This is a genomic window from Pseudomonas sp. MLB6B (assembly GCF_054508135.1).
Genome location: NZ_CP199313.1, coordinates 341988 through 365787, shown reverse-complemented (window position 1 = coordinate 365787; position 23800 = coordinate 341988). Strand labels below are relative to the sequence as shown.

Here is a 23800-nt window from a genome sequence, read left to right as displayed (position 1 = left end):
GGCGTACTCCTTGGAAAGGGGGCGGCGAGGTGTCGCCAGTCATTGGGTGGCTATTGGAGCGCGAGGTTCCCACAACCTTGAGGCAGATATCCTACAAGAAATGTCTGTTCTAAACGGTTAATTATTGGATAAGGCCTCTTGCAGCCTAGGTAACAATCGGTCGCAGCCAGCTAGGGTCGGGGGCTGGGCGGTTGGCCAGGCACAGCCAGGGGGCGGCAGGATCGAGCAGGGCGGCCAGCAGGGCGTCGAGGTCGCCTTGTTCCAGCCCGCCGATCGCTGCCCGCAACCACCCGAGATCGCTGGCTTCGCCTGACAGGTAAGCCTGCCAGGCATGGTGGGCGAGGTCTTCGGGCGGCATGTGGGAGGGTTCGAACTGTGCCACCAGGTCTTGGCGGGCTGCCGGGGTCAGCGTCACGCCAGCCCTCAGCACTGCTTGCAGGTGTACAAGAATTTGCCGGACTTCGGTCTGGGGCGACTGCACGCCGAACAACAGCCCGGCCACGCCCTCGACCTGACGAAAGGCACTGAACACCGCATAGCCCAGCTGCAATTCGACGCGCAGGCGCTGGTACACCGGCCCCTGCAGCAGATGGCCGAGCAGGCGCGCGGCGGGTTGCCACACAGGGTCGACCGGGCAGAACAGCAGCAGCGCGTGTTCGCCGCTGGCAGCGAGCCATGGCGACCAGCGGCGGTGTTGGCTGGGCGGCGGCAAGGTGTGGACGGTCGGCTGGCCAGGCACGGCATGCAGCGCATGGTTGAGCGCGCGCAGCCCGTCGGGATCGAAGCCGGTGGCCTGACCTTGCCAGCGCGCGGCGGCCCATAGCGTTTCGAGCGCGGTCACGCTGGCCGGTGCGTCGTCGTTCGGCGGCAGTGATGCGCCGCCGACTGCCTGGGGCAACTGTGCGAGCAGGGCGCGGATCGGCATCGGCGGCAGCGTGTCTTCAGGCGCCGCCTGCCAGGCCTCGACGGCGGGCTGGCGCAGGGTCGCCAGTGCCAGGGCCGTGGTGCGGATCACGGCAGCGGGCGGGCCGCTGCACGCCAAGTCCAGAAAAAAGCCCACGCCGTCGAAGCGCAGAGCGACCGCAGCACGCTCGGCGCGGGCCTGCAAGGGCGCCAGTGCCCGTTGCAGAACGACGGTCAAGGCGAGCGCCGGTGCGGGCAGGCGCCAGCGCAGGCGCAGGCTGGCGAAGTGGCACTGGGCGGGGAGGATGGGGTCGATGTGCAGTGCTGCGTGCGCAAGGGTGTCGGCCGACGGGGGGATGGTCGCCTCGGGCAAGGTATCGAGCAACAGAGGTTCGGGCGGCGGCAGTTGCCAGTGTCCCCGCGCACGATCGGGCAGGCCGTCGAGCAGGCGCGCCAGCGCCGCGAAGCCATCGGCATCGAGCCCGGTGAACGGCAGGCCGCCGCTATCGCTGCGGGCCCATTGCAAGGCGCTGGCGGTCAGGCCCTTGCGTGCCTGTAGCGCGCCGTACTGCGCGTCGAGTTGGGTGGGGTGCATTTCGCGCAACCAAGCCAACCAGTCGTGCAGCGCGTGTTGCACCTGCTCGGCGGGTGCGTTCGGACACGCATCGAGTTGCACATGCCAGAGCGCCTGGCCGGCAAAGGCGTATAGCGGTTGGGTCTGGCAGCCACGCAGCCAATGCCGTTGTTGCAAGGTGGCCAGCCAGCCGCCGAGGTGCGGCTCGTTCAAGTGGCTGCATAACAGCGCCACGGCCTGCTCGGCGCCTGGGCCAAGCCCTTCGTGGGCCAGCAGCAAGCCTTGGGCGAGGGGCGTCGGTGTCGGCAGCGGCCCGTCGAGCAACGCTGGTGGTGCGGCCTGATCGTAGGCCGGGCCTGGTGCGAACAGGCTGCCGAACCGCTCGGCCAATGCTTGCAGCGCGTCCAGAGGCTGCGGGCCGCACAGGCTCAAGGTCATCTGTGCGCCGCGATAGAAGCGCTGGTGAAACTGCTGCAAGGCCTGCTGGAAGGCCGGCGCCCGAAGGTTCAGGGTATAGCGGTTGCCGGCGTGGAAACCGCGCAGCGGATGGCGCGGCGACAGCGCTTGCAGCAAGGCGAACTGGCGCTGCGCCTGCGCATCGCGCGACCAGGCGATGAACTCGGCGTGGATCACCTCGCGTTCGGCCAGTTGCCGCGCTTCGCATAGCTCTGGTTCGGCGAGCATCTGGCACAGGCGCTCCAATGCCCCGGCAAAGGCCGGACAGGGCACTTCGAAAAAGAAATCGGTGGTGCGCTCGCGCGTGGTGGCGTTGACCTGCCCACCCACACCCTGGACGAAGCGCATCAAACCGTCGGGTAATGGAAAGCGTGTGGTGCCGAGAAACAGCAGGTGTTCGAGCAGGTGCGCCAGACCTGGCCAACGCCCCGGTGCGTCGTGGCTGCCGGCGCGCACCCGTAGTGCCGCCGCGGCGCGGCTGAGGTGCGGCGCGTGGCGCAGGGTCACGCGCAAGCCGTTGGGCAGGTGCAGGTGGCGGGTGGTATCGGGCATGCGGCCTCCTGGGCGGGAGCCACATGCTAGCGCATCGGCCTTACGGCGCCGATGAATTCAGAAAGACCGCGTTGCTTCAGTGCTCCTCGCCGTCGTCCTCTTCACCACCGGCGACGTTCATTTCCAGTTCCTTGATCTTGCGGGTCAGGGTGTTGCGTCCCCAGCCCAACAGTTGCGCAGCGTCGCGGCGCCGGCCGGCGGTGTGCTTGAGGGCGGTCTCGATCATGATCCGCTCGAAGCTGGGCACGGCGCTGTCCAGCAGGCTGGTCTGGCCACGGGTCAGGGCCTGGTCGGCCCACTGGCGCAGCGCCTGCTCCCAGTTGGTCACGGGCGAGGCGTCCTGCGGCAGGTTGAGCAGCTCGGGCGGCAGGTCGCCGATCAAGACTTCGCGGCTCGAGGCCATGACGGTGATCCAGCGGCAGGTGTTCTCCATCTGCCGTACGTTGCCCGGCCATGGCAGGTTGCTCATGAAGGCCTCGGTTTCGGGCTTGAGCAGCTTGGGTTCGACGGCCAGTTCCTGGGCCGCCCGGGCGAGGAAGTGGCGGGCCAGGGCGGGGATGTCTTCGCGGCGGTCGGCCAGGCGCGGAATGTGGATGCGGATCACGTTCAGGCGGTGGAACAGGTCTTCGCGGAATTTGCCTGCCTGCACCAACGATTCCAGATTCTGGTGGGTCGCGGCGATGATGCGCACATCGACCTTGACCGGCACATGGCCGCCGACGCGGTAGAACTCGCCGTCGGCCAGCACCCGCAGCAGGCGGGTCTGGGTGTCGGCCGGCATGTCGCCGATCTCGTCGAGGAACAAGGTGCCGCCGTCGGCCTGCTCGAAGCGGCCGCGGCGCAGGTTGGCCGCGCCGGTGAAGGCGCCTTTCTCGTGGCCGAACAGCTCCGACTCCATCAGATCCTTGGGGATCGCCGCCATGTTCAGCGCGATGAACGGCGAGGCCGCGCGTGGGCTGTGGCGGTGCAGGGCGTGCGCCACCAGCTCCTTGCCGGTGCCGGACTCGCCGTTGATCAGCACGGTGATGTTGGAATGGCTCAAGCGGCCGATGGCGCGGAACACCTCCTGCATGGCCGGCGCTTCGCCGATGATCTCGGGCGTGCGGGTCAGCGGTTGCGGCGCGGCCAGGCCTTGCTGCTCCTGGGCGTGCTGGTTGGCGCGCTGGACCAGGGCCACGGCTTCGTCGACGTCGAACGGCTTGGGCAGGTACTCGAAGGCACCGCCCTGGTACGAGGCCACGGCGCTCTCCAGATCGGAGTGGGCGGTCATGATGATCACCGGCAGGCGCGGGTGCTGCTCGCGGATCTGCGCCAGCAGATCGAGGCCGCTGGTGCCCGGCATGCGGATGTCGGAAATGATCACGTCCGGTTGCTGGCGGGCCAGGCGGCCCATCACGCCTTCGGCGCTGTCGAAGCTCTGGGTGGCCATGCCGGCCTGTTGCAGGGCTTTTTCCAGGACCCAGCGGATGGAGCGATCATCGTCGACGATCCAGACGGTTTCACTTCGGCTCATGAGGCGGTGGCTCCTTGTTCCAGCGGCAGGAATATCGAAAAGGTGGTGTGGCCGGGATGGCTCTCGCATTCGATCAGACCCTGATGCTGGCTGATGATGTTCTGCGTGATGGCCAGGCCCAGCCCGGTGCCGTCCGGGCGCCCACTGACCATAGGGTAGAAGAGGGTGTCTTGCAGTTCGGCGGGAATGCCCGGACCGTTGTCGGTGATCTCGACCCGCGCCACCAGACGGTGGCGCACATGGCCGATGGTGAACTGGCGCATGGCGCGACTGCGCAGGCTGATGCGGCCCAGGCGCAGCTCGTTCTTGTGGCCGATGGCCTGCATGGCGTTGCGCATGATGTTGAGCACCGCCTGGATCATCTGCTCGCGGTCGATCAGCACGTCGGGCAGGCTCGGGTCATAGTCGCGCACCAGGGTGATGCCACCTTGGCTTTCGGCGTCGATCAGGCTGCACACGCGCTCCAGCACCTCGTGGATGTTGGTCATCGACAGTGAGGGCAGTTTGTTCGAACCGAGCATGCGATCGACCAGGTTGCGCAGGCGGTCGGCCTCTTCGATGATCACGTCGGTGTAGTCGCGAAGGCCGTCTTCGGGCAGCTCGCGGGCCAGCAACTGCGCTGCGCCGCGGATGCCGCCCAGGGGGTTCTTGATCTCGTGGGCCAGGCCGCGCACCAGCATCTTGGTGGTTTCCTGCTTGCTCAGCTGGGCCTCCTCCTTGGTGATGCGCAGCAACCGGTCGCGCGGGTGCACTTCGAGCAGCAGCAGGGTGGTGCCCTGGTGCAGGATGGGCGTCACGGCATAGTCGACGGTGATGCTCTGGCCGTTGAGCGAGGTCAGCAGCGCTTCGCGTTTGGTGAACGGGTGCGCGTGCTCGACCGCCTGGCGCAGGGCGCTGAGGGCCTCGGCGGATTCGGTGAACAGCTCGCTGATGAATTGCCCATGGCTGCGCTGACCGCTGACGGCCAACAGCATTTCGGCGGCCGGGTTCATGTACTCCAGGCGCAGTTCGGCATCGAGCAGCAGCGTGGCGGTGGTCAGGTTGTCCAGCAACAGTCGGTGCTGCGCGTCGCTGATGGTCATGGCAAGGGTGACCTCTATTACCGCAGTGCGGGCGCATTGGGCGCGTGATGCCCCGATCGGGCCAGGGTAGGAGCGCAGAGGCTCGGCATGCAGCTGCAAAATGCAAGAAACAAACCAAGGCTCTGAAAAGAAGCGGTATTTTCTGACTCAGGCCCTGAAAGCGGGCGATTCGGACCGGGAATCAGGCGGTCGATGGAACAAAGTGGACCGTCTGCCCCGGTCATGCACCCTAGTGTGCACCAATATAGGGCTTTGTTTCAGAGAGGGTCGCAAAGTCTGCCCGCTGCGCGTTGCAGGGCCAGTTGATGCAGTGCGGTGCCTGCACGTTCGGCCAGCGCATCGGCCACCACCCGCTTGCAGTCGCCCGGCCGTTGCCGATCGAAGCGTTGCAGGCCGGCGAGTAGCTGATGCTGCAGGTTGTCGAGCTGGGGCCGTAGCGCGTTCTTCAGGTCCAGGCGCGGCGTATCCGGCGCCCGTTGCTCGCGTTCCCAGCGGTTGAGCAGGGCGTACTGCACCAGCTTGCCGGCTTCCATCTGGTCGGCGAAGAAGCCTGCCGCCCGCTGTGCGTCGAGGTCATGGTCGGCAGCTGCTTCGCGGACCTGGGTCAGGATCTGCTGCTCGCGCGGCAGGTCTTGCACGGGCAGATTCTGGTCCCACTTGAGCAGGGCTACGCCGTCGGCCAGGGCCAAGCGGTTTTCGATGGTGTCGAGCAGGATGTCCAGCGGGGTCTTGGGTTTGCTCGAAGAGGCACAGCCGGACAGGCTGAGGACCAAGAGCAAGGTAAGGGTGATGGAACGCATGAAAGGCTTCCTCGAGTGGTGGGCCATCGAGTGTGCCTGGTTCTTCCAGAGCGCTTTTGTAGGAGCCTTCCCATATGCCTGACAGCTGAAACAACAACGGCCTTCCGAAGAAGGCCGTTGTGGACGAACGTGTCGACGCCTGGCGTCTAGCGCATCAAACGCTGTAGTACAGGTCGTATTCCAGCGGGTGGACGAAGGTGCGGACCTTGATCTCTTCTTCGGACTTCAGCTCGATGTAGGCATCGATGAAGTCGTCGGAGAACACGCCGCCCTTGGTCAGGAACGCGCGGCCCTTGTCCAGCTCTTCCAGGGCTTCTTTCAAGCTGCCGCAGACCTGTGGGATTTCCTTGGCCTCTTCGGGCGGCAGGTCGTACAGGTTCTTGTCGGCGGCGTCGCCTGGGTGGATCTTGTTCTGGATACCGTCCAGGCCGGCCATCAGCAGTGCGGCGAAGCACAGGTACGGGTTGGCCGCCGGGTCCGGGAAGCGCGCTTCGATACGGCGGGCTTTGGGGCTCGACACGTAAGGAATGCGGATCGAAGCGGAACGGTTGCGGGCCGAGTAGGCCAGCATCACTGGCGCTTCGAAGCCTGGCACCAGGCGCTTGTAGGAGTTGGTGGCCGGGTTGGTGAAGCCGTTCAGAGCCTTACCGTGCTTGATGATGCCGCCGATGAAGTACAGGGCGATGTCGGACAGGCCGGCATAGCCTTCGCCGGAGAAGGTGTTCTTGCCGTCTTTGGAGATCGACATGTGCACGTGCATGCCCGAGCCGTTGTCGCCGTACAGCGGTTTAGGCATGAAGGTAGCGGTCTTGCCGTAGGCATCGGCCACGTTGTGCACGCAGTACTTCAGGGTCTGGACTTCGTCGGCCTTGGTGACCAGGGTGTTGAACTTCACACCGATTTCGTTCTGACCGGCAGTGGCCACTTCGTGGTGGTGCACTTCGATGACCAGGCCCATCTCTTCCATGGCGTTGCACATGGCGGTACGGATTTCGTGGTCGTGGTCGCACGGCGGAACCGGGAAGTAGCCGCCTTTGACGGCAGGGCGGTGGCCCTTGTTGCCGCCTTCGACGTCCTGGTCGGTCATCCACGAGCCTTGCTCGGAGTAGATCTTGAACATCGAGCCGGAGATGTCCGACTTGAACTTGACCTGGTCGAAGATGAAGAACTCCGGCTCCGGGCCGACGAACACGGTGTCGCCGATGCCGGTGGTCTTGAGGTATTCCTCGGCGCGCTTGGCGATGGCGCGCGGGTCGCGGTCGTAGCCCTGCATGGTGGACGGCTCGATCACGTCGCAGACCAGGATCAGGGTCGGCTCTTCGGTGAACGGGTCCAGCACGGCGGAGGTGTCGTCCGGCAGCAGGATCATGTCGGAGGCTTCGATGCCTTTCCAGCCTTCGATGGAGGAGCCGTCGAACATCTTGCCAGCTTCGAAGAAGTCGTCTTCCAGCGCGTCGCGAGCCGGCATGGTGACGTGGTGCTGTTTGCCTTTGGTGTCCGTGAAACGCAGATCAATCCATTTGACGTCATGATCTTTGATGAGTTGAACCGACTTCGACATGCTGTCCTCCGGTGGGTCTGGAACGCGGTTGGCCGCGACCTGGAAAAGGGTGTTGCCGGGCACGGATAGTCGGCCAAGCTTACCTGCCTCACAAGGGAGCAATTTGCATGCCAGTGCCCAAAAATGGCGAGGGCGGGATAAAAGGCGGCGGATTGGGGCATCTACAAGTACATGGGCCGTCAATAGCGCACCTATTCGAGGCAAGAAACGCGCTGTATGCACCAATGTAGTGCGACTGTAGGAGCGGCTTCAGCCGCGATGGGCCGCAACGCGGCCCCAACTCTGGCAGCACATGTATTTCCTGTCATAAGGAGGTTGGGGCGTTCGGGGTCGCTGCGCGGTCCATCGCGACTGAACCGGAGCGCCGGCCGGTCGCCTACAGAGTCCTTATTGCACGGGGCCTTCAGTCATGCGCAAACAGATTTTGTGCAAAAAATGCTCAAACATCGGAACATTTCCGATATAATCCGCGCCCCTCATTTTTCGGTGAGCCCATCGCGCCCTGTGACCATGAAACTGATCGTCAAAGTCTTCCCAGAAATCACCATCAAGAGCCGGCCGGTGCGCATGCGCTTCATCCGCCAGCTCGCGAAGAACATCCGCGCCGTGCTCAAGGACCTCGATCCCGAGCTGGTGGTGGAGGGTGTCTGGGACAATCTCGAAGTGGTCACCCGCCTCGAGGACGAGAAGGTCCTGCGTGAAATGATCGAGCGCCTGAGCTGCACGCCGGGCATCGCCCATTGCCTGCGCATCGAGGAATACCCGCTGGGCGACTTCGACGACATCGTCGCCAAGTGCCGCGCGCATTTCGGCCACCTGCTGGCCGGCAAGCGCTTCGCCGTGCGCTGCAAGCGCGGCGGCCACCACGATTTCAGTTCCATGGACGTCGATCGCTACGTCGGCAGCCAGCTGCGCCAGCAGTGCGGCGCCGCCGGCATCGACCTGAAGAACCCCGAAGTATTGGTGCGCATCGAAATCCGCAACCAGCGCCTGTACATCATCCACGGCCAGCACCAGGGCATGGGCGGCTACCCGCTGGGCGCTCTGGAGCAGACCTTGGTGCTGATGTCCGGTGGCTTCGACTCCACCGTGGCGGCCTACCAGATGATGCGCCGCGGCCTGGTCACACATTTCTGCTTCTTCAACCTCGGCGGCCGCGCCCACGAACTGGGCGTGATGGAAGTCGCGCATTTCCTGTGGAAGAAGTACGGCAGCAGCCAGCGCGTGCTGTTCATCAGCGTGCCGTTCGAGGAAGTGGTGGGGGAGATTCTCGGCAAGGTCGACGACCGTTACATGGGCGTGACCTTGAAGCGCATGATGTTGCGCGCCTCTAGCCGCATCGCCGACCGTCTGGAGATCGATGCGCTGGTCACCGGCGAGGCGATTTCCCAGGTCTCCAGCCAGACCCTGCCCAACCTCTCGGTGATCGACCAGGCCACCGACAAGCTGGTGCTGCGCCCGCTGCTGGCCAGCCACAAGCAGGACATCATCGATACCGCCTACCAGATCGGCACCGCCGACTTCGCCCGGCACATGCCCGAGTACTGCGGCGTGATCTCGGTGAACCCGACCACCCGCGCCAAACCGGACCGGGTCGTCCACGAAGAACAGCATTTCGACATGGCCGTGCTCGACAGCGCGCTGGAGCGTGCCCGCTTCGTCTCGATCGACAACGTCATCGACGAGCTGGGCAAGGACATCGAGATCGAGGAAGTGGCCCAGGTATTGCCTGGCCAGATCGTCATCGACATCCGCCACCCCGACGCCTTGGAAGACCAGCCGCTGGAAATCGACGGCATCGAGGTGCAGGCCATGCCGTTCTACGCAATCAACAGTCGCTTCAAGCAGCTCGACGAGACCCGTCAGTACCTGCTCTATTGCGACAAGGGTGTGATGAGCCGTTTGCACGCACACCACCTGCTCAGTGAGGGACATGCCAATGTGCGTGTTTATCGTCCGGCATAAGACCCCAGGGCTGTATGGCGGCAGCATCCGCCATCGCCCTCCCGACCAACGGGCCCACTGAGTCATATCGCTTCATATTTGGCCGCTAAGCTGGCGGCAACCGAATCCTCTGCTCGAGATGCTTTTGTGATCGAAAATCTGCGTAACATCGCCATCATTGCCCACGTCGACCATGGTAAGACCACCCTGGTAGACAAACTCCTGCGTCAGTCCGGCACCCTGGAGCGCGGCGAGCTCAACGACGAGCGCGTCATGGACTCCAACGACCAGGAAAAAGAGCGCGGCATCACCATTCTGGCGAAGAACACCGCCATCAACTGGAACGGCTACCACATCAACATCGTCGACACCCCCGGCCACGCCGACTTCGGTGGCGAGGTGGAGCGTGTGATGTCGATGGTCGACTCCGTGCTGCTGCTGGTCGACGCGCAAGACGGCCCTATGCCGCAAACCCGCTTCGTGACCAAGAAGGCCTTCGAAGCCGGCCTCAAGCCGATCGTCGTGATCAACAAGGTCGACCGTCCGGGCGCGCGTCCTGACTGGGTGCTAGACCAGATCTTCGACCTGTTCGACAACCTCGGCGCCACCGACGAGCAGCTGGACTTCCAGGTCGTCTACGCCTCGGCCCTGAACGGCATCGCCGGTCTGGACCACACCGCCATGGCCGAAGACATGACCCCGCTGTACCAAGCGGTCATCGACCACGTGCCTGCCCCGGCGGTCGACCGTGACGGTCCGTTCCAGATGCAGATCTCCGCACTGGACTACAACAGCTTCCTCGGCGTCATCGGCGTCGGCCGCATCGCCCGTGGCCGCATCAAGCCGAACACCCCGGTGGTCGCCATCGATGCCGACGGCAAGAAGCGCAACGGCCGTATCCTCAAGCTGATGGGCCACCATGGTCTGCACCGTGTGGACGTCGAAGAAGCCCAGGCCGGCGACATCGTCTGCATCAGCGGTTTCGACGAGCTGTTCATCTCCGACACCCTGTGCGACCCGACCGCCGTCGAGGCCATGAAGCCGCTGACCGTCGACGAGCCAACGGTTTCCATGACCTTCCAGGTCAACGATTCGCCGTTCTGCGGTAAGGAAGGCAAGTTCGTCACCAGCCGCAACATCAAGGACCGTCTGGACAAGGAACTGCTCTACAACGTAGCCCTGCGCGTCGAAGAGACCGATTCCCCGGACAAGTTCAAGGTCTCGGGCCGTGGCGAGCTGCACCTGTCGGTACTGATCGAAACCATGCGCCGCGAAGGCTTCGAGCTGGCCCTGGGCCGTCCTGAAGTGATCATCCGCGAAGTGAACGGCGTGAAGCAGGAACCGTTCGAAAACGTCACCATCGACATCCCTGAGGAATCCCAGGGCAAGGTCATGGAAGAGATGGGCCTGCGTAAAGGCGACCTGACCAACATGGTCCCGGATGGCAAGGGCCGTGTGCGCCTGGAATACAACATCCCGGCTCGTGGTCTGATCGGTTTCCGTAACCAGTTCCTGACCCTGACCAACGGTGCAGGCATCCTGACTTCGATCTTCGATCGCTACGACAACGTCAAGTCCGGCCACATGTCCGGTCGCCTCAACGGCGTTCTGGTGTCGGTCGAAACCGGCAAGGCCCTGACCTACTCGCTGGAAACCCTGCAAGCGCGCGGCAAGCTGTTCGTCGAGCACGGCCAGGAAATCTACGGTGGCCAGATCATCGGTCAGAACAGCCGCGACAACGACCTGGGCGTCAACCCGACCAAGGGCAAGAAGCTCGACAACATGCGTGCTTCGGGTAAAGACGAAGTCATCGCCCTGGTGCCGCCGGTTCGCTTCACCCTGGAACAGGCCCTGGAATACATCCAGGAAGACGAGCTGTGCGAAGTCACGCCGAAGTCGATCCGCCTGCGCAAGAAGATCCTGGACGAAGGCGAGCGTACCCGCGCTGCCAAGAAAGCCAAGAACTGAGTGAGTTCTGGCTGAATGAAAACGCCCCCGGTCGAAAGGCCGGGGGCGTTTTTGTTTGTCCGGGTTTTGCCGCTCGCCTCAGGCGGCGCAGCGACCGTATGCGCCCGTCCTCAGCGCACCTGCGCCTTGGGCTTATACGCACAATACCCCGGCCGCGGCCCGACCCGTGGATGGTTGCGGCAGGTGTCGGGGCGCTTGTCGTAGATGGTGCACAGGCGGCTCTTGCGATCCAGGTACAGGCAGTCGTCGTTGCTCATGCGGGTGAGGGTGAAGATGCCGGACTTCTGGTTGAAGCGCTCGACGATGCCATCTTTCTGCAAACGTTTGGCGATAGCCTTGGGTGGCTCGCTCTTCTCGAACTCGTCGACCACGCCGATGCGCACCAGGTCGTTGATCTTCACTTCCACGGGCAGGGTGCAGCAGGTCGAATGGCAGCCACCGCACATGTGGCTGGTGTAGCGCTGCCAGGTTTCCAGGCGGTCGACTTCGGCGGCGGCAATCAGGGTGCTTTTCATTAGGTCAGGGCGTACAGGTAGGCGGATCAGGGTCCAGGGCGCGCGATCATACCGGAGTTGCTCAAAATGTGAACAACCTTTCGCCCGAATGGCCTCAGGCCATCAACCCGGACGAACCGTCGGCGGCGCTCTGGGTCGAAGCGTCTAGTCTCACCACTCTTCCTTTCTCGAAGCCTCCGTCAATCTTTCCGAGGATGTCGTATGCCCCAGGAACCCCAGGACCGCGCAACACGTGACGCCGAGGTGGCCGAATTCCGCGCCGCCGTACTGGCCAAGCTGACCTATTCGGTCGGCAAGGACCCCGAGCACGCCTTCGAGCACGACTGGTTCGAAGCCGTGGCACTGGCCGCCCGTGACCACATGGTCGAGCACTGGATGGACCACACCCGGCGCGCCTACCGGCGCAACCAGAAGCGGGTGTACTACCTTTCCCTGGAATTCCTCATCGGCCGGCTGCTCTACGACAGCCTGAGCAACCTCGGCCTGCTCGACGTCGCCCGCGAGGCCATGGCCGGTCTGGACGTGGACCTGGAGCGCATCCGCCTGCTCGAACCCGACGCGGCGCTGGGCAACGGTGGCCTGGGCCGCTTGGCGGCCTGCTTCATGGAAAGCATGTCCACGTTGGGCATCGCTGCCCACGGTTACGGCATCCGCTACGAACACGGCCTGTTCCGCCAGGCCATCGTCGACGGCTGGCAGCAGGAACAGACCGAGAACTGGCTCGACTTCGGCAACCCCTGGGAGTTCGAGCGGCCCGAGGTGATCTACCCGATCAGCTTCGGTGGCGGTGTCGAAACCCTGACCGACGACAACGGCGAGCAGCGCCAGGTCTGGACGCCGGGCGAAACCGTGCGCGCCGTGGCCTACGACACGCCCGTGGTGGGCTGGCGCGGGTCGAGCGTCAACACCCTGCGCCTGTGGCGCGCCCGCGCCTTGGAAGAGCTGCACCTGGAGCGCTTCAACGCCGGCGACCACCTGGGCGCCGTGGCCGAAGTGGCCCGCGCCGAGAGCATCTCGCGCGTGCTGTACCCGGCCGACAGCACCGAGGCCGGCCAGGAGCTGCGTCTGCGCCAGGAGTACTTCTTCGTCTGCGCCTCCCTGCAAGACCTGTTGCGCCGGCACCTGAACATGCACGACAGCCTGCTCAACCTGCCCGATTCCGCAGCGATCCAGCTCAACGACACCCACCCGTCCATCGCCGTGGCCGAGTTGATGCGCCTGCTGGTCGACCAGCACGAAATTCCGTGGGACAAAGCCTGGGAAATCACCGTCGGCACCTTGGCCTACACCAACCACACCCTGCTGCCCGAAGCCCTGGAAACCTGGCCCGTGGCACTGATGGAGCGCATGCTGCCGCGACACATGCAGATCATCTATCTGATCAACGCCCACCACATCGACGCACTGCGCGCCCAGGGGCAGCACGATTTCGACGTGTTGCGCGCCGTGTCGCTGATCGAAGAGGACAACGGCCGGCGCGTGCGCATGGGCAACCTGGCCTTCCTCGGTTCGCACAGCGTCAATGGTGTGTCGGCGCTGCACAGCCAGTTGATGAAGAGCACGGTGTTCGCGCAACTGCACAAGCTCTACCCGGACCGCATCAACAACAAGACCAACGGCATCACCTTCCGCCGCTGGCTGTACCAGGCCAACCCGCAACTCACCGAGATGCTGGTCGACACCCTCGGCCCCGAGCTGCTGGACGATCCGCAAACGCACCTGCCCAAGCTCGCGCCCAAGGCCGACGACCAGGCTTTCCGCGCCCGCTTCGCCGCCCAGCGCCTGCACAGCAAGAACGCCCTGGCCAGCATCATCCAGGAACGCGTCGGCGTCACCGTCAGCCCCGAGGCGCTGTTCGACGTGCAGGTCAAGCGCATCCACGAGTACAAGCGGCAGTTGCTCAACCTGTTGCACACCGTGGCGCTGTACCAGGCCATCCGCGCCGAGCCGAGCGGCGACTGGGCGCCGCGGGTGAAGATCTTCTCCGGCAAGGCGGCGGCCAGCTACCACCAGGCCAAGCTGATCATCAAACTGACCAACGACATCGCTCGGGTGGTGAACAACGACCCGACCGTGCGCGGCCTGCTGAAAGTGGTGTTCCTGCCCAACTACAACGTCAGCCTGGCCGAAAGCATCATTCCGGCGGCGGACCTGTCCGAGCAGATCTCCACCGCCGGCTACGAGGCGTCGGGCACCAGCAACATGAAGTTCGGCCTCAACGGCGCGCTGACCATCGGCACCCTGGACGGCGCCAACGTGGAAATGTGCGAGCACGTCGGCGCCGAGAACATGTTCATCTTCGGCCTGACCGCACAGCAGGTGCAGGCGCGCAAGCGTGACAACGACTTCGGCGCCGGCGCCGCACTGGGCGCTTCGCACCGGCTCAACGACGTGTTTCAGGCGATCCGCAGCGGCGTGTTCTCGCCCGACGACCCGTCGCGCTACGCAGGCTTCATGGACGCGCTGGTCGACTACGACCGCTTCCTGGTGTGCGCCGACTTCGACGCCTACTGGGATGCCCAGCGCCGCGTCGATGCGCTGTGGAACACGCCTGAGGACTGGTGGCGCATGGCGGTGCTCAACACCGCGCACATGGGCTGGTTCTCGTCCGACCGCACCATCGGCGAATACGCCAGCGACATCTGGAAGGCCTTGGACTGAACCGTTTCACCCTCGCGGCCCCGTGCTGCGGGGGTGATGAACTCCCCCCGCGAAGCGCCGTCTGATCGCCCAGGCGCGTCGCTTTGCTCGCTAGCGTGCCGCTCTCCCTGTAAACTGCGGGGGTTTTTCTCCCCCAATCCCGTCGGAGCCATACATGTCTCGCGTTACCCTGAGTCGCTATTTGATTGAGCAGACCCGCAGCAACAACACTCCTGCCGATCTGCGCTTCCTGATCGAAGTGGTGGCGCGTGCGTGCAAGGAAATCAGCCATCACGTCTCCAAAGGTGCTTTGGGCGGTGTGCTGGGCAGCATGGGCACCGAAAACGTGCAGGGCGAGGTGCAGAAGAAGCTCGATGTCATCTCCAACGACATCCTGCTCGAAGCCAACGAATGGGGCGGTCACCTGGCCGGCATGGCGTCCGAGGAAATGGACAACGCCTACCAGATCCCGGGCCGCTATCCCAAAGGCGCCTACCTGCTGGTCTTCGACCCGCTCGACGGCTCCTCGAACATCGACGTGAACGTCTCGGTCGGCACCATCTTCTCGGTGCTGCGCTGCCCGAACGAATACCTCAGCCAGAACGAAACCCTCAACGAGAACGCCTTCCTCCAGCCGGGCACCGAGCAGGTGGCCGCCGGTTACGCCATCTACGGCCCGCAGACCATGCTGGTGCTGACCCTGGGCAATGGCGTCAAGGGCTTCACCCTGGACCGTGAACTGGGCAGCTTCGTGCTCACCCACGAAGACATCAAAGTGCCGGAAACCACCGCCGAGTTCGCCATCAACATGTCCAACCAGCGCCACTGGGAAGCCCCGGTCACGCGTTATGTGGGCGAGCTGCTGGCCGGCGAGACCGGCCCGCTGAAGAAGAACTACAACATGCGCTGGATCGCCTCGATGGTGGCCGACGTGCACCGCATCCTGACCCGTGGCGGCCTGTTCATGTACCCGCGCGACTCGCGCGAGCCGAGCAAGCCGGGCAAGTTGCGCCTGATGTACGAAGCCAACCCGATGTCGTTCATCATCGAGCAGGCCGGCGGCGCCTCCACCAACGGTTACGAGCGCATCCTCGACATCAGGCCCGAGAGCCTGCACCAGCGCGTTTCGGTCATCCTCGGCTCGAAGCAAGAGGTCGAGCGCGTCACGGCCTACCACAAGGAATAAGTCATGCTCGCACCTTGGCAGCCGTTGCTGGAATGGTGGTTCGGTTGGGGCACCACGGCCCAGGCCGTGGCGGATGAGAAAGGCCTGCTGTGGTTCGGCAAGCAGCACGACGAGGAAGCCGGCGCGCTGTTCGGGCCGCTGATGGAGCAGGCGCTCGAGGGCGGCTTGGACGAATGGCAGCAAAGCCCGCAAGGCTGGCTGGGTCTGATCCTGTTGCTCGACCAGTTGCCGCGCATGCTGTACCGCGACACCGCCCGCGCCTTCGACGGCGACCGGCGTGCCCAGGTGGTGGCGATGCAGGGTCTGCAAAAGCAGCTCGACTATCAGTTGCTGCCCATCCAGCGCGTGTTCGTGCTGCTGGTGCTGCAACACGCCGAGGTGCTCGACTGGCAGAACCTCAGCGTCGAGCGTTACCAGACGCTGCTCGACGAACAGCCCGAGGCCAACCGCAAGCTGTTCGAAGGCTTTCTCGATTACGCCCAGCAGCACCAGCGGGTGATCGAGCGGTTCGGGCGTTTTCCGCACCGCAACCTGCAGCTCGACCGGCCCAGCACCGACGAGGAGATGGATTTCCTGCTCGAGCCAGGTTCGCGTTTCTAAAGCGTTACGTTAGCCAAGCGTCGCCCCAGGCCAGGCCGCATCTTTCGATGCGGCCTGGCCTTTTGCTTTGCGCCTTCTGGCCGTGGCGACCGGTGGCCTCTGCGGATCGCTCGGCGGTTAGGGAACCGGATCGACTTTTCGCCCTCCAAGCACTCCGCAGGTTTCCAACCTGAGCCCTTGTCCAGGAGTTGCCCCGTCATGTCGTTTCGTCGTTTCGCCTTGCTGACCCTCTGCGTGGTCCTGACCGCCTGCAGCAAGATCAACCAGGAAAACTATGCCCGGCTCCAGGCCGGCATGAGCAAGGCCGAGGTCGAGCAGTTGCTGGGCACGCCTACCGAATGCTCGGGTGCCTTGGGCATGTCCAGTTGCACCTGGGGCGACGAGAGAAGCTTCATCAGCGTGCAGTACGCCGCCGACAAGGTCTTTATGTATTCGGGGCAGGGCCTCAAATGAGGGCGCTCGCAGCGCTGGCTGCCGTCTGCTGCCTGGCCGTGCTCGGCGGCTGCGCCAGTACGACCAGCGACCCGCTCGCGCCCAAGACGGCGGGCAATGTCAGCCTCAAGCGTTACCAGGGCACCTGGTACGAGCTGGCGCGCCTGCCCCTGGCCCATCAGGACGCCTGCGCCCAGTCCGAGGCGCACTACAACCTCAAGCCCGACGGCAGCTTCGACGTGCTCAACCGTTGCCGCACCCTGGGCGACGAATGGCTACGGGCACAGGGACATGCCAACGTGCAGGCCAGCGGCCACACCGACAAGCTGTGGGTCGAGTTCGACAACAGCCTGAGCCGTCTGCTGCCGGGCGTGACCCGGGCCGAGTACTGGATCCTCTACGTCGACGAACGCTACCGCACGGCCATCGTCGGCAGCCCCGACCGCAAACACCTGTGGATCCTGTCGCGCGCCCAGCACCTGTCGGCCTGGGAACGCGAGAGCCTGCTGGCCAAGGCACGCCAGCAGGGGTATGACACCACCCGCCTGATCTGGCGCATGGCCGACCGCAACATCGCCAAGATGCACTGATCGCTGCGTGCCGTCCGCAACGGACGGCAGCGGTGCCTGCCATGGCACGTTCACCTAGCGCCGCCTGGTGCTCGTCGCAGCGCGGTCGTCGTCGGCACCCTAGCGCCGTGCAGCGCATGATCCTCAAAGCCGCCATTCGGGTTTATGATTGCCGCCGGCCGACCCACGCGGTGTACGAAATATCGCCAGACTCGGCCATACTGCGTGAAGCCGCGAGCCTGACCCAAGGCACTGCCTGCCGCCGATGGCTTCACCCGTTTACCCTGTTCGGCCCTGGCAAAGACAGGTTCGTACCCAGCCCGATCCTCACACGGAGTGCGCAATGCAGACCCTGTACCCGCAGATCAAACCCTACGCCCGGCACGATCTGGCCGTGGATGCGCCGCATGTGCTGTACGTCGATGAAAGCGGCTCGCCCGAAGGCCTGCCGGTGCTGTTCATCCACGGCGGGCCGGGGTCGGGCTGCGATGCCCAGAGCCGCTGCTACTTCGACCCCAACCTGTACCGCATCGTCACCTTCGACCAGCGCGGCTGCGGGCGCTCCACGCCGCACGCCAGCATCGAGAAAAACACCACCTGGGACCTGGTCGCCGACATGGAGCGCATCCGCGAGCATCTGGGTATCGAGCAGTGGGTGCTGTTCGGCGGCTCCTGGGGTTCGACCCTGGCCCTGGCCTATGCCCAGACTCACCCGGAGCGCGTGCTCGGGCTGATCCTGCGCGGCATCTTCCTGTGCCGCCCGCAGGAGATCCAGTGGTTCTACCAGGCCGGTGCCAGCCGCCTGTTCCCCGACTACTGGCAGGACTACGTGGCGCCGATCCCGGCCGAGGAGCGCAGCGACCTGGTCAAGGCCTTCCACAAGCGCCTGACCGGCAGCGACCAGATCGCCCAGATGCATGCGGCCAAAGCCTGGTCCACCTGGGAAGGGCGCACTGCCACCCTGCGGCCCAACCCGTTGGTGGTCGATCGCTTCGCCGAACCGCAGCGGGCACTGTCGATCGCGCGCATCGAGTGCCATTACTTCATGCACGACGCTTTCCTCGAACCTGACCAATTGATCCGCGACGTGCCGAAGATCGCCCACCTGCCGGCGGTGATCGTGCATGGCCGCTACGACGTGATCTGCCCGCTGGACAACGCCTGGGCCTTGCACCAGGCCTGGCCCAACAGCGAACTGAAGGTCATCCGCGACGCCGGCCATGCCGCGTCCGAACCGGGCATCACCGACGCTTTGGTGCGCGCCGCCGACCAGATGGCCCGGCGCCTGCTCGACCTGCCCTTGGAAGAAGCATGAAGGGCCTGCTGCAACGGGTGCGCTCGGCCCGTGTCGAAGTGGCGGGGGAGGTGGTCGGTGCCATCGACCAGGGCTTGCTGGTGCTGGTGGCGGTCGAACCGCACGACACCCGCGAGCATGCCGACAAACTGCTGCACAAGCTGCTCAACTACCGGGTGTTCAGCGATGCCCAGGGCAAGATGAACCAGTCGCTCAAGGAGGTGGCCGGTGGCCTGCTGCTGGTCTCGCAGTTCACCCTGGCCGCCGACACCCGCAGCGGCCTGCGTCCGAGCTTTTCCAGCGCCGCGCCGCCGGCTCTGGGCGCGGAACTGTTCGACTACCTGGTGCAGCAGGCGCAGGGTCGACACGAAGGCGTGGCGACCGGGCGATTCGGTGCCGACATGCAGGTCCATCTGGTCAACGATGGCCCGGTGACGTTCATGTTACAAATCTGATCGGAAAAAACCCCTCGTTTACGGGAAAACACGGGGTTTCCTACGATAAATAGTTCTGCTGGCCTGATGCGTTGTAACGCGGCCTGCTAGATAATCGCGCGCTGTAAGAATCCGCGTCCGTGGGTTCGTTTGACTTTGACTCGAGCGCTGTCTGGAATCCGTCTGGGGAATCATTACGCCCTTACGGGGTCCGAACAGTGCTCGCCAACCCGGCAATTGTCGCTGGCCGTTGGTTTCATGATCTGTTTTCGGCGAGGGTTGCTCGTGATCGTAAGTCCCTGTGGTTCACCCAGAATTTCCAGCAAACGGTTGCGCCAGGTCGTCATGGCCGGTGCCGCTTTGGTCGGCCTGATGAGCGCCGGCCAGCTGTGGGCCTTCAACCTGGACGACGTAGCGTCCAAGGCCAAGGACCTGGCCGGTCAGAAGTACGAGGCACCGAAGAGCAATCTGCCTGCGGTGTTCCGCGACATGAAGTTCGCTGACTACCAGAAGATCCGCTTCCTTCAGGAAAAAGCCGAGTGGAGCGCGGACAAGACCCCCTTCAAGCTGTCGTTCTACCACCAGGGCATGCACTTCGACACACCGGTGAAAATCAACGAAGTCACCGCCAGCACGGTCGAGGAAATCAAGTACGACCCGAGCCGCTTCGACTTCGGTGACGTGCAGCACGACGCCAAGAGCACGGCAAACCTCGGCTATGCCGGTTTCCGCGTGCTGTACCCGATCAACAAGGCCGACAAGCAAGACGAAATCATGACCTTGCTCGGCGCCAGCTACTTCCGCGTGGTCGGCAAGGGCCAGGCGTATGGCCTGTCGGCCCGTGGCCTGGCCATCGACACCGCGCTGCCGTCGGGCGAGGAATTCCCGCGCTTCACCGAGTTCTGGGTCGAGAAGCCCAAGCCGACCGACAAGCACCTGGTGATCTACGCGCTGCTCGATTCGCCGCGTTCCACCGGCGCCTACAAGCTGACCCTGCGTCCGGGCACCGACACCGTGGTCGACGTCAAATCCCGCGTGTTCCTGCGTGACCAGGTCACCCGCTTGGGCATCGCGCCGCTGACCAGCATGTACCTGTTCGGCCCCAACCAGCCCTCCAAGGTGCTCAACTACCGTCCGGCCCTGCACGACTCCGAAGGCCTGGCGATCCATGGCGGCAACGGCGAATGGCTGTGGCGCCCGCTGAACAACCCCAAGCACCTGGCCGTCAGCAACTTCAGCGTGGAAAACCCGCGCGGCTTCGGTCTGATGCAGCGTCACCGCGACTTCAAGGACTACGAAGACCTCGACGACAACTACCACAAGCGTCCTAGCGCCTGGATCGAACCGGTAGGCGATTGGGGCAAAGGCACCGTCGATCTGGTCGAGATCCCCACCGCCGACGAAACCAACGACAACATCGTCGCCTACTGGAGCCCGGAAAAACGTCCTGAGCCCGGTACTTCGATCGACCACGACTATCGCCTGCACTTCACCATGGACGAGCCCAAGTTCCAGGCTCAGGACCTGGGTCGGGTCGAGCAGACCATGCGTTCGACCGGCGACGTCAAGCAGTCCAACCTGATCCGCCAGCCCGACGGCAGCGTCGCGTTCCTGGTCGATTTCGCCGGTCCCACCTTGGCGGCCTTGTCTGAAGACAGCGGCGTGCGCAGCCAGGTCAGCGTCGGCGACAACGCCGAAGTGGCCGAGAATAACCTGCGCTACAACCCTGAAACCAAGGGCTGGCGCCTGACGCTGCGCCTGAAGGTCAAAGACCCGAACAAGTCCACCGAAATGCGCGCGGCGCTGGTACGCGACGTGCCGGTCGAAGCGCCCAAGCCGGCCAAGGACACCAAGCCGGCCAAAGCCACTGGCAAGCACGTCAAGGCTGCCGAGCAACACGCGGCCGCCGAACAGCCTGCCGCCGATGCCGCCGCTCAAGAAGCACCGGCCACCACCGAGAAGGTGTTGACCGAGACCTGGACCTATCAGTTGCCTGCCGATGAGTAACCCGAACGCAACACCGGTACCGCTGAGCGAGTACCTGGCGCACCTGCCGTTGAACGATGAGCAGCGGGCCGAACTGGCCGGCTGCACCTCCTTCAGCGAGCTGCATCAGCGCCTCGCCGAGCAGCCTCTGGCCGAACCTGGCGAAGCCGCCCAGGCCTCGGTCGCCGCGCGCCTGACGGCGGGCAGTGCAGCCGAACTGGAAGACGCCGAGATGCTCGGCGTCGACGCCAATGGCCGCTTGAGCCTGAAGATCGCACCGCCCATCCAGCGCACGCGGGTACTGCCCGAGCCCTGGCGCACCAACATCCTGGTACGCATCTGGCGGCGCATGACCGGCCGCACCAACGCCCCGCAGCCGCCCAAGCGCGAGCTGCCGGTGGCGCGCTGGCGCACGGTCGGCTCGATCCGCCGCTACATCCTGCTGACGCTGATGATCGGCCAGACGCTGGTCGCCGGCTGGTACATGAAAGGCATCCTGCCGTACCAGGGCTGGTCGTTCGTCGATCTCGACGAGATCACCTCGCAGCCGATCTGGGACACCATCGTCCAGGTCTGGCCGTATGCCTTGCAGACCTCCATCCTGATCCTGTTCGGCATCCTCTTCTGCTGGGTGTCGGCGGGATTCTGGACGGCGCTGATGGGCTTCCTGGAGCTGCTCACCGGGCGCGACAAATACAAGATCTCCGGCAGCAGTGCCGGCAACGAGCCGATCGGCGCCGAGGCACGCACAGCCATCGTCATGCCGATCTGCAACGAAGACGTGCCGCGGGTGTTCGCCGGCCTGCGCGCCACCTTCGAATCGGTGGCCGCCACCGGCAACCTCGACCGCTTCGACTTCTTCGTCCTCAGTGACACCAACGACACCGACATCGCCGTGGCCGAACAGAAGGCCTGGCTGGAAGTCTGCCGCGAGGCCAAAGGCTTCGGGCACATCTTCTATCGCCGCCGTCGCCGCCGGGTCAAGCGCAAGAGCGGTAACCTCGACGACTTCTGCCGTCGCTGGGGCGGTGCCTACAAGTACATGGTGGTGCTCGACGCCGACAGCGTGATGAGCGGCGACTGCCTGACCAGCCTGGTGCGCCTGATGGAGGCCAACCCGGACGCGGGCATCATCCAGTCGGCGCCGCGTGCCTCGGGCATGGACACGCTGTATGCACGCATGCAGCAGTTCGCCACCCGCGTTTACGGCCCGCTGTTCACCGCCGGTCTGCACTTCTGGCAATTGGGCGAATCGCACTACTGGGGGCACAACGCGATCATTCGCATGAAACCCTTCATCGAGCACTGCGCCTTGGCGCCGTTGCCGGGCAAGGGTGCCTTCGCCGGTGCGATCCTGTCCCACGACTTCGTCGAAGCCGCGCTGATGCGCCGCGCCGGTTGGGGCGTGTGGATCGCCTATGACCTGCCGGGCAGCTATGAAGAACTGCCGCCGAACCTGCTCGACGAGCTCAAGCGCGACCGGCGTTGGTGCCACGGCAACCTGATGAACTTCCGCCTGTTCCTGGTCAAGGGCATGCACCCGGTGCACCGCGCGGTGTTCCTCACCGGCGTGATGTCGTACCTGTCGGCGCCGCTGTGGTTCTTCTTCCTGGTGCTGTCGACGGCCCTGCTCGCGACCAACACGTTGATGGAGCCGCAGTACTTCCTCGAACCCTTCCAGCTCTATCCGCTGTGGCCGCAATGGCACCCGGAGAAAGCCATCGCGCTGTTCTCCACCACCGTGGTGCTGCTGTTCCTGCCCAAGCTGCTCAGCGTCATCCTGATCTGGGCCAAGGGCTCGGTGGGCTTCGGCGGGCGGATCAAGGTCACCCTGTCGATGCTGATGGAGATGCTGTTCTCCATGCTCCTGGCACCGGTGCGGATGATTTTCCACACCCGCTTCGTGCTGGCCGCATTCCTCGGCTGGGCCGCGACCTGGAACTCGCCGCAGCGTGACGACGACTCCACCCCCTGGAGCGAAGCGATCCGTCGCCACGGCCCACAGACCCTGCTGGGCTTCGCCTGGGCCGGGTTGGTGGCGTGGCTGAACCCGAGCTTCCTGTGGTGGCTGGCGCCGATCGTCGGTTCCCTGGTGCTGTCGATCCCGGTGTCGGTGATTTCCAGCCGTACCAACCTGGGCCTGAAGGCCAAGGACGAGAAGCTGTTCCTGATCCCCGAGGAGTACGCCACGCCTGCCGAGCTGCTGGCCACCGACCAATACGCCCACGAAAACCGTTGGCACGCGTTGCGTGACGGTTTCGTACGTGCCGTGGTCGATCCACGCCAGAACGCCCTGGCCTGCGCCATGGGCACGGCGCGTCACGGCCAGTCGGCCGCCATCGAACGGCTGCGTGGCGAGCGCGTCGCCAAGGCGCTCGAAGCTGGACCGAAAGGCATCGACCTGGCCACCCGCCTGGCCTTGCTCAGCGACCCGGTCGCCCTGTCGCGCCTGCACGAGCGTGTCTGGGCCGAGCAGAACGCGGCTTGGATCGAAGCCTGGCGCAGCTCGGTCGCCAGCGACCCGCACGCGCTGCCGGCGCAGGCGCAGGCCGGCCTGGTCGGCGCCTGATCCGCAGCGGTCGTATCCAACGCCTGGGGCCTGCACATGCAGGCCCCAGGCGTTTTTACGTGCGGTTCGGCGACAGCGGCTGTTCATCGCCGCAAAACCCGCATGCCGGCCGGCGGCTCTTGCAGTGACTTGCAGGCCCGCCATGCGTTAGCATCGCTGTCCGTCGCGCCGCGCGGTTCTACGGCCGCGCCAACAATAAGACTCGCTTCTTTTCTCGCTGGG

17 protein-coding genes are annotated in these 23800 nt (G+C 64.7%); 11 read left to right on the top strand and 6 right to left on the bottom strand.

Annotation, left to right across the window (positions count from 1 at the left end):
• Positions 1–145: 145 nt before the first annotated feature.
• From pqqF to glnA, 5 genes are all read right to left on the bottom strand, one after another.
• Positions 146–2485 (bottom strand): pyrroloquinoline quinone biosynthesis protein PqqF, encoded by a 2340-nt coding sequence (gene pqqF, locus ACSMEV_RS01475; RefSeq protein ID WP_459206952.1) that lies wholly within the window; start codon positions 2483–2485, stop codon positions 146–148.
• A 76-nt stretch (positions 2486–2561) separates the two neighbouring features.
• Positions 2562–3998 (bottom strand): nitrogen regulation protein NR(I), encoded by a 1437-nt coding sequence (gene ntrC, locus ACSMEV_RS01470; protein WP_459206951.1) that lies wholly within the window; start codon positions 3996–3998, stop codon positions 2562–2564.
• Positions 3995–5080, bottom strand: coding sequence for a nitrogen regulation protein NR(II) (glnL, locus tag ACSMEV_RS01465; protein WP_296266293.1), 1086 nt, complete (start codon positions 5078–5080; stop codon positions 3995–3997). The genes ntrC and glnL overlap by 4 nt, the downstream gene beginning before the upstream one ends.
• Positions 5081–5337: 257 nt before the next feature.
• Entirely contained in the window at positions 5338–5880 is a 543-nt protein-coding gene (locus ACSMEV_RS01460) for a chorismate mutase (protein WP_459206950.1), read from the bottom strand.
• A gap of 154 nt (positions 5881–6034) precedes the next feature.
• Complete coding sequence (gene glnA / locus ACSMEV_RS01455; RefSeq protein ID WP_296266288.1) at positions 6035–7441, bottom strand: glutamate--ammonia ligase; 1407 nt, start codon at positions 7439–7441, stop codon at positions 6035–6037.
• A 510-nt stretch (positions 7442–7951) separates the two neighbouring features.
• Here glnA and thiI point away from each other — a divergent pair.
• Together thiI and typA are read left to right on the top strand one after the other, a co-directional pair.
• Positions 7952–9406, top strand: coding sequence for a tRNA uracil 4-sulfurtransferase ThiI (gene thiI / locus ACSMEV_RS01450; RefSeq protein WP_314491642.1), 1455 nt, complete (start codon positions 7952–7954; stop codon positions 9404–9406).
• Positions 9407–9532: 126 nt separating this feature from the next.
• Positions 9533–11353, top strand: a complete 1821-nt coding sequence (gene typA / locus ACSMEV_RS01445) for a translational GTPase TypA (RefSeq protein ID WP_459206949.1) — start codon at positions 9533–9535, stop codon at positions 11351–11353.
• 110 nt (positions 11354–11463) lie between these two features.
• Here typA and ACSMEV_RS01440 read toward each other — a convergent pair whose 3' ends face one another.
• On the bottom strand, positions 11464–11868 hold the full coding sequence (locus ACSMEV_RS01440; protein WP_296266282.1) for a YkgJ family cysteine cluster protein: 405 nt from the start codon (positions 11866–11868) through the stop codon (positions 11464–11466).
• Between the two features lie 201 nt (positions 11869–12069).
• Between ACSMEV_RS01440 and ACSMEV_RS01435 the strand changes: the two genes are divergently transcribed.
• The 9 genes from ACSMEV_RS01435 (at position 12070) to mdoH (ending at position 23578) form a co-directional block, all read left to right on the top strand.
• Positions 12070–14529, top strand: a complete 2460-nt coding sequence (locus ACSMEV_RS01435; RefSeq protein WP_459206948.1) for a glycogen/starch/alpha-glucan phosphorylase — start codon at positions 12070–12072, stop codon at positions 14527–14529.
• A 154-nt stretch (positions 14530–14683) separates the two neighbouring features.
• Entirely contained in the window at positions 14684–15694 is a 1011-nt protein-coding gene (locus tag ACSMEV_RS01430; RefSeq protein WP_459206947.1) for a class 1 fructose-bisphosphatase, read from the top strand.
• A 3-nt stretch (positions 15695–15697) separates the two neighbouring features.
• Complete coding sequence (locus ACSMEV_RS01425) at positions 15698–16294, top strand: DUF924 family protein (protein ID WP_459206946.1); 597 nt, start codon at positions 15698–15700, stop codon at positions 16292–16294.
• Positions 16295–16492: 198 nt separating this feature from the next.
• Entirely contained in the window at positions 16493–16747 is a 255-nt protein-coding gene (gene bamE, locus ACSMEV_RS01420) for an outer membrane protein assembly factor BamE domain-containing protein (RefSeq protein WP_459206945.1), read from the top strand.
• Positions 16744–17316, top strand: coding sequence for a lipocalin family protein (locus tag ACSMEV_RS01415; protein WP_459206944.1), 573 nt, complete (start codon positions 16744–16746; stop codon positions 17314–17316). The genes bamE and ACSMEV_RS01415 overlap by 4 nt, the downstream gene beginning before the upstream one ends.
• 322 nt (positions 17317–17638) lie before the next feature.
• On the top strand, positions 17639–18610 hold the full coding sequence (gene pip, locus ACSMEV_RS01410; protein WP_459206943.1) for a prolyl aminopeptidase: 972 nt from the start codon (positions 17639–17641) through the stop codon (positions 18608–18610).
• The gene (dtd, locus tag ACSMEV_RS01405) at positions 18607–19044 is read left to right on the top strand and encodes a D-aminoacyl-tRNA deacylase (RefSeq protein ID WP_314491659.1); all 438 of its coding nucleotides are present in this window, start codon (positions 18607–18609) and stop codon (positions 19042–19044) included. The genes pip and dtd overlap by 4 nt, the downstream gene beginning before the upstream one ends.
• A 324-nt stretch (positions 19045–19368) precedes the next feature.
• Positions 19369–21030 (top strand): glucan biosynthesis protein G, encoded by a 1662-nt coding sequence (locus tag ACSMEV_RS01400; RefSeq protein WP_459206942.1) that lies wholly within the window; start codon positions 19369–19371, stop codon positions 21028–21030.
• Complete coding sequence (gene mdoH, locus ACSMEV_RS01395; protein WP_459206941.1) at positions 21023–23578, top strand: glucans biosynthesis glucosyltransferase MdoH; 2556 nt, start codon at positions 21023–21025, stop codon at positions 23576–23578. The genes ACSMEV_RS01400 and mdoH overlap by 8 nt, the downstream gene beginning before the upstream one ends.
• Positions 23579–23800: the final 222 nt, after the last annotated feature.

What these genes read in the sequence shown, in the direction of transcription:
- pqqF (WP_459206952.1), bottom strand. Translation starts at nt 2,485, where the DNA reads ATGCCCGATACCACCCGCCACCTGCACCTGCCCAACGGCTTGCGCGTG.
- ntrC (WP_459206951.1), bottom strand. Translation starts at nt 3,998, where the DNA reads ATGAGCCGAAGTGAAACCGTCTGGATCGTCGACGATGATCGCTCCATC.
- glnL (WP_296266293.1), bottom strand. Translation starts at nt 5,080, where the DNA reads ATGACCATCAGCGACGCGCAGCACCGACTGTTGCTGGACAACCTGACC.
- ACSMEV_RS01460 (WP_459206950.1), bottom strand. Translation starts at nt 5,880, where the DNA reads ATGCGTTCCATCACCCTTACCTTGCTCTTGGTCCTCAGCCTGTCCGGC.
- glnA (WP_296266288.1), bottom strand. Translation starts at nt 7,441, where the DNA reads ATGTCGAAGTCGGTTCAACTCATCAAAGATCATGACGTCAAATGGATT.
- thiI (WP_314491642.1), top strand. Translation starts at nt 7,952, where the DNA reads ATGAAACTGATCGTCAAAGTCTTCCCAGAAATCACCATCAAGAGCCGG.
- ACSMEV_RS01440 (WP_296266282.1), bottom strand. Translation starts at nt 11,868, where the DNA reads ATGAAAAGCACCCTGATTGCCGCCGCCGAAGTCGACCGCCTGGAAACC.
- ACSMEV_RS01435 (WP_459206948.1), top strand. Translation starts at nt 12,070, where the DNA reads ATGCCCCAGGAACCCCAGGACCGCGCAACACGTGACGCCGAGGTGGCC.
- ACSMEV_RS01430 (WP_459206947.1), top strand. Translation starts at nt 14,684, where the DNA reads ATGTCTCGCGTTACCCTGAGTCGCTATTTGATTGAGCAGACCCGCAGC.
- ACSMEV_RS01425 (WP_459206946.1), top strand. Translation starts at nt 15,698, where the DNA reads ATGCTCGCACCTTGGCAGCCGTTGCTGGAATGGTGGTTCGGTTGGGGC.
- bamE (WP_459206945.1), top strand. Translation starts at nt 16,493, where the DNA reads ATGTCGTTTCGTCGTTTCGCCTTGCTGACCCTCTGCGTGGTCCTGACC.
- ACSMEV_RS01415 (WP_459206944.1), top strand. Translation starts at nt 16,744, where the DNA reads ATGAGGGCGCTCGCAGCGCTGGCTGCCGTCTGCTGCCTGGCCGTGCTC.
- pip (WP_459206943.1), top strand. Translation starts at nt 17,639, where the DNA reads ATGCAGACCCTGTACCCGCAGATCAAACCCTACGCCCGGCACGATCTG.
- dtd (WP_314491659.1), top strand. Translation starts at nt 18,607, where the DNA reads ATGAAGGGCCTGCTGCAACGGGTGCGCTCGGCCCGTGTCGAAGTGGCG.
- ACSMEV_RS01400 (WP_459206942.1), top strand. Translation starts at nt 19,369, where the DNA reads ATGGCCGGTGCCGCTTTGGTCGGCCTGATGAGCGCCGGCCAGCTGTGG.
- mdoH (WP_459206941.1), top strand. Translation starts at nt 21,023, where the DNA reads ATGAGTAACCCGAACGCAACACCGGTACCGCTGAGCGAGTACCTGGCG.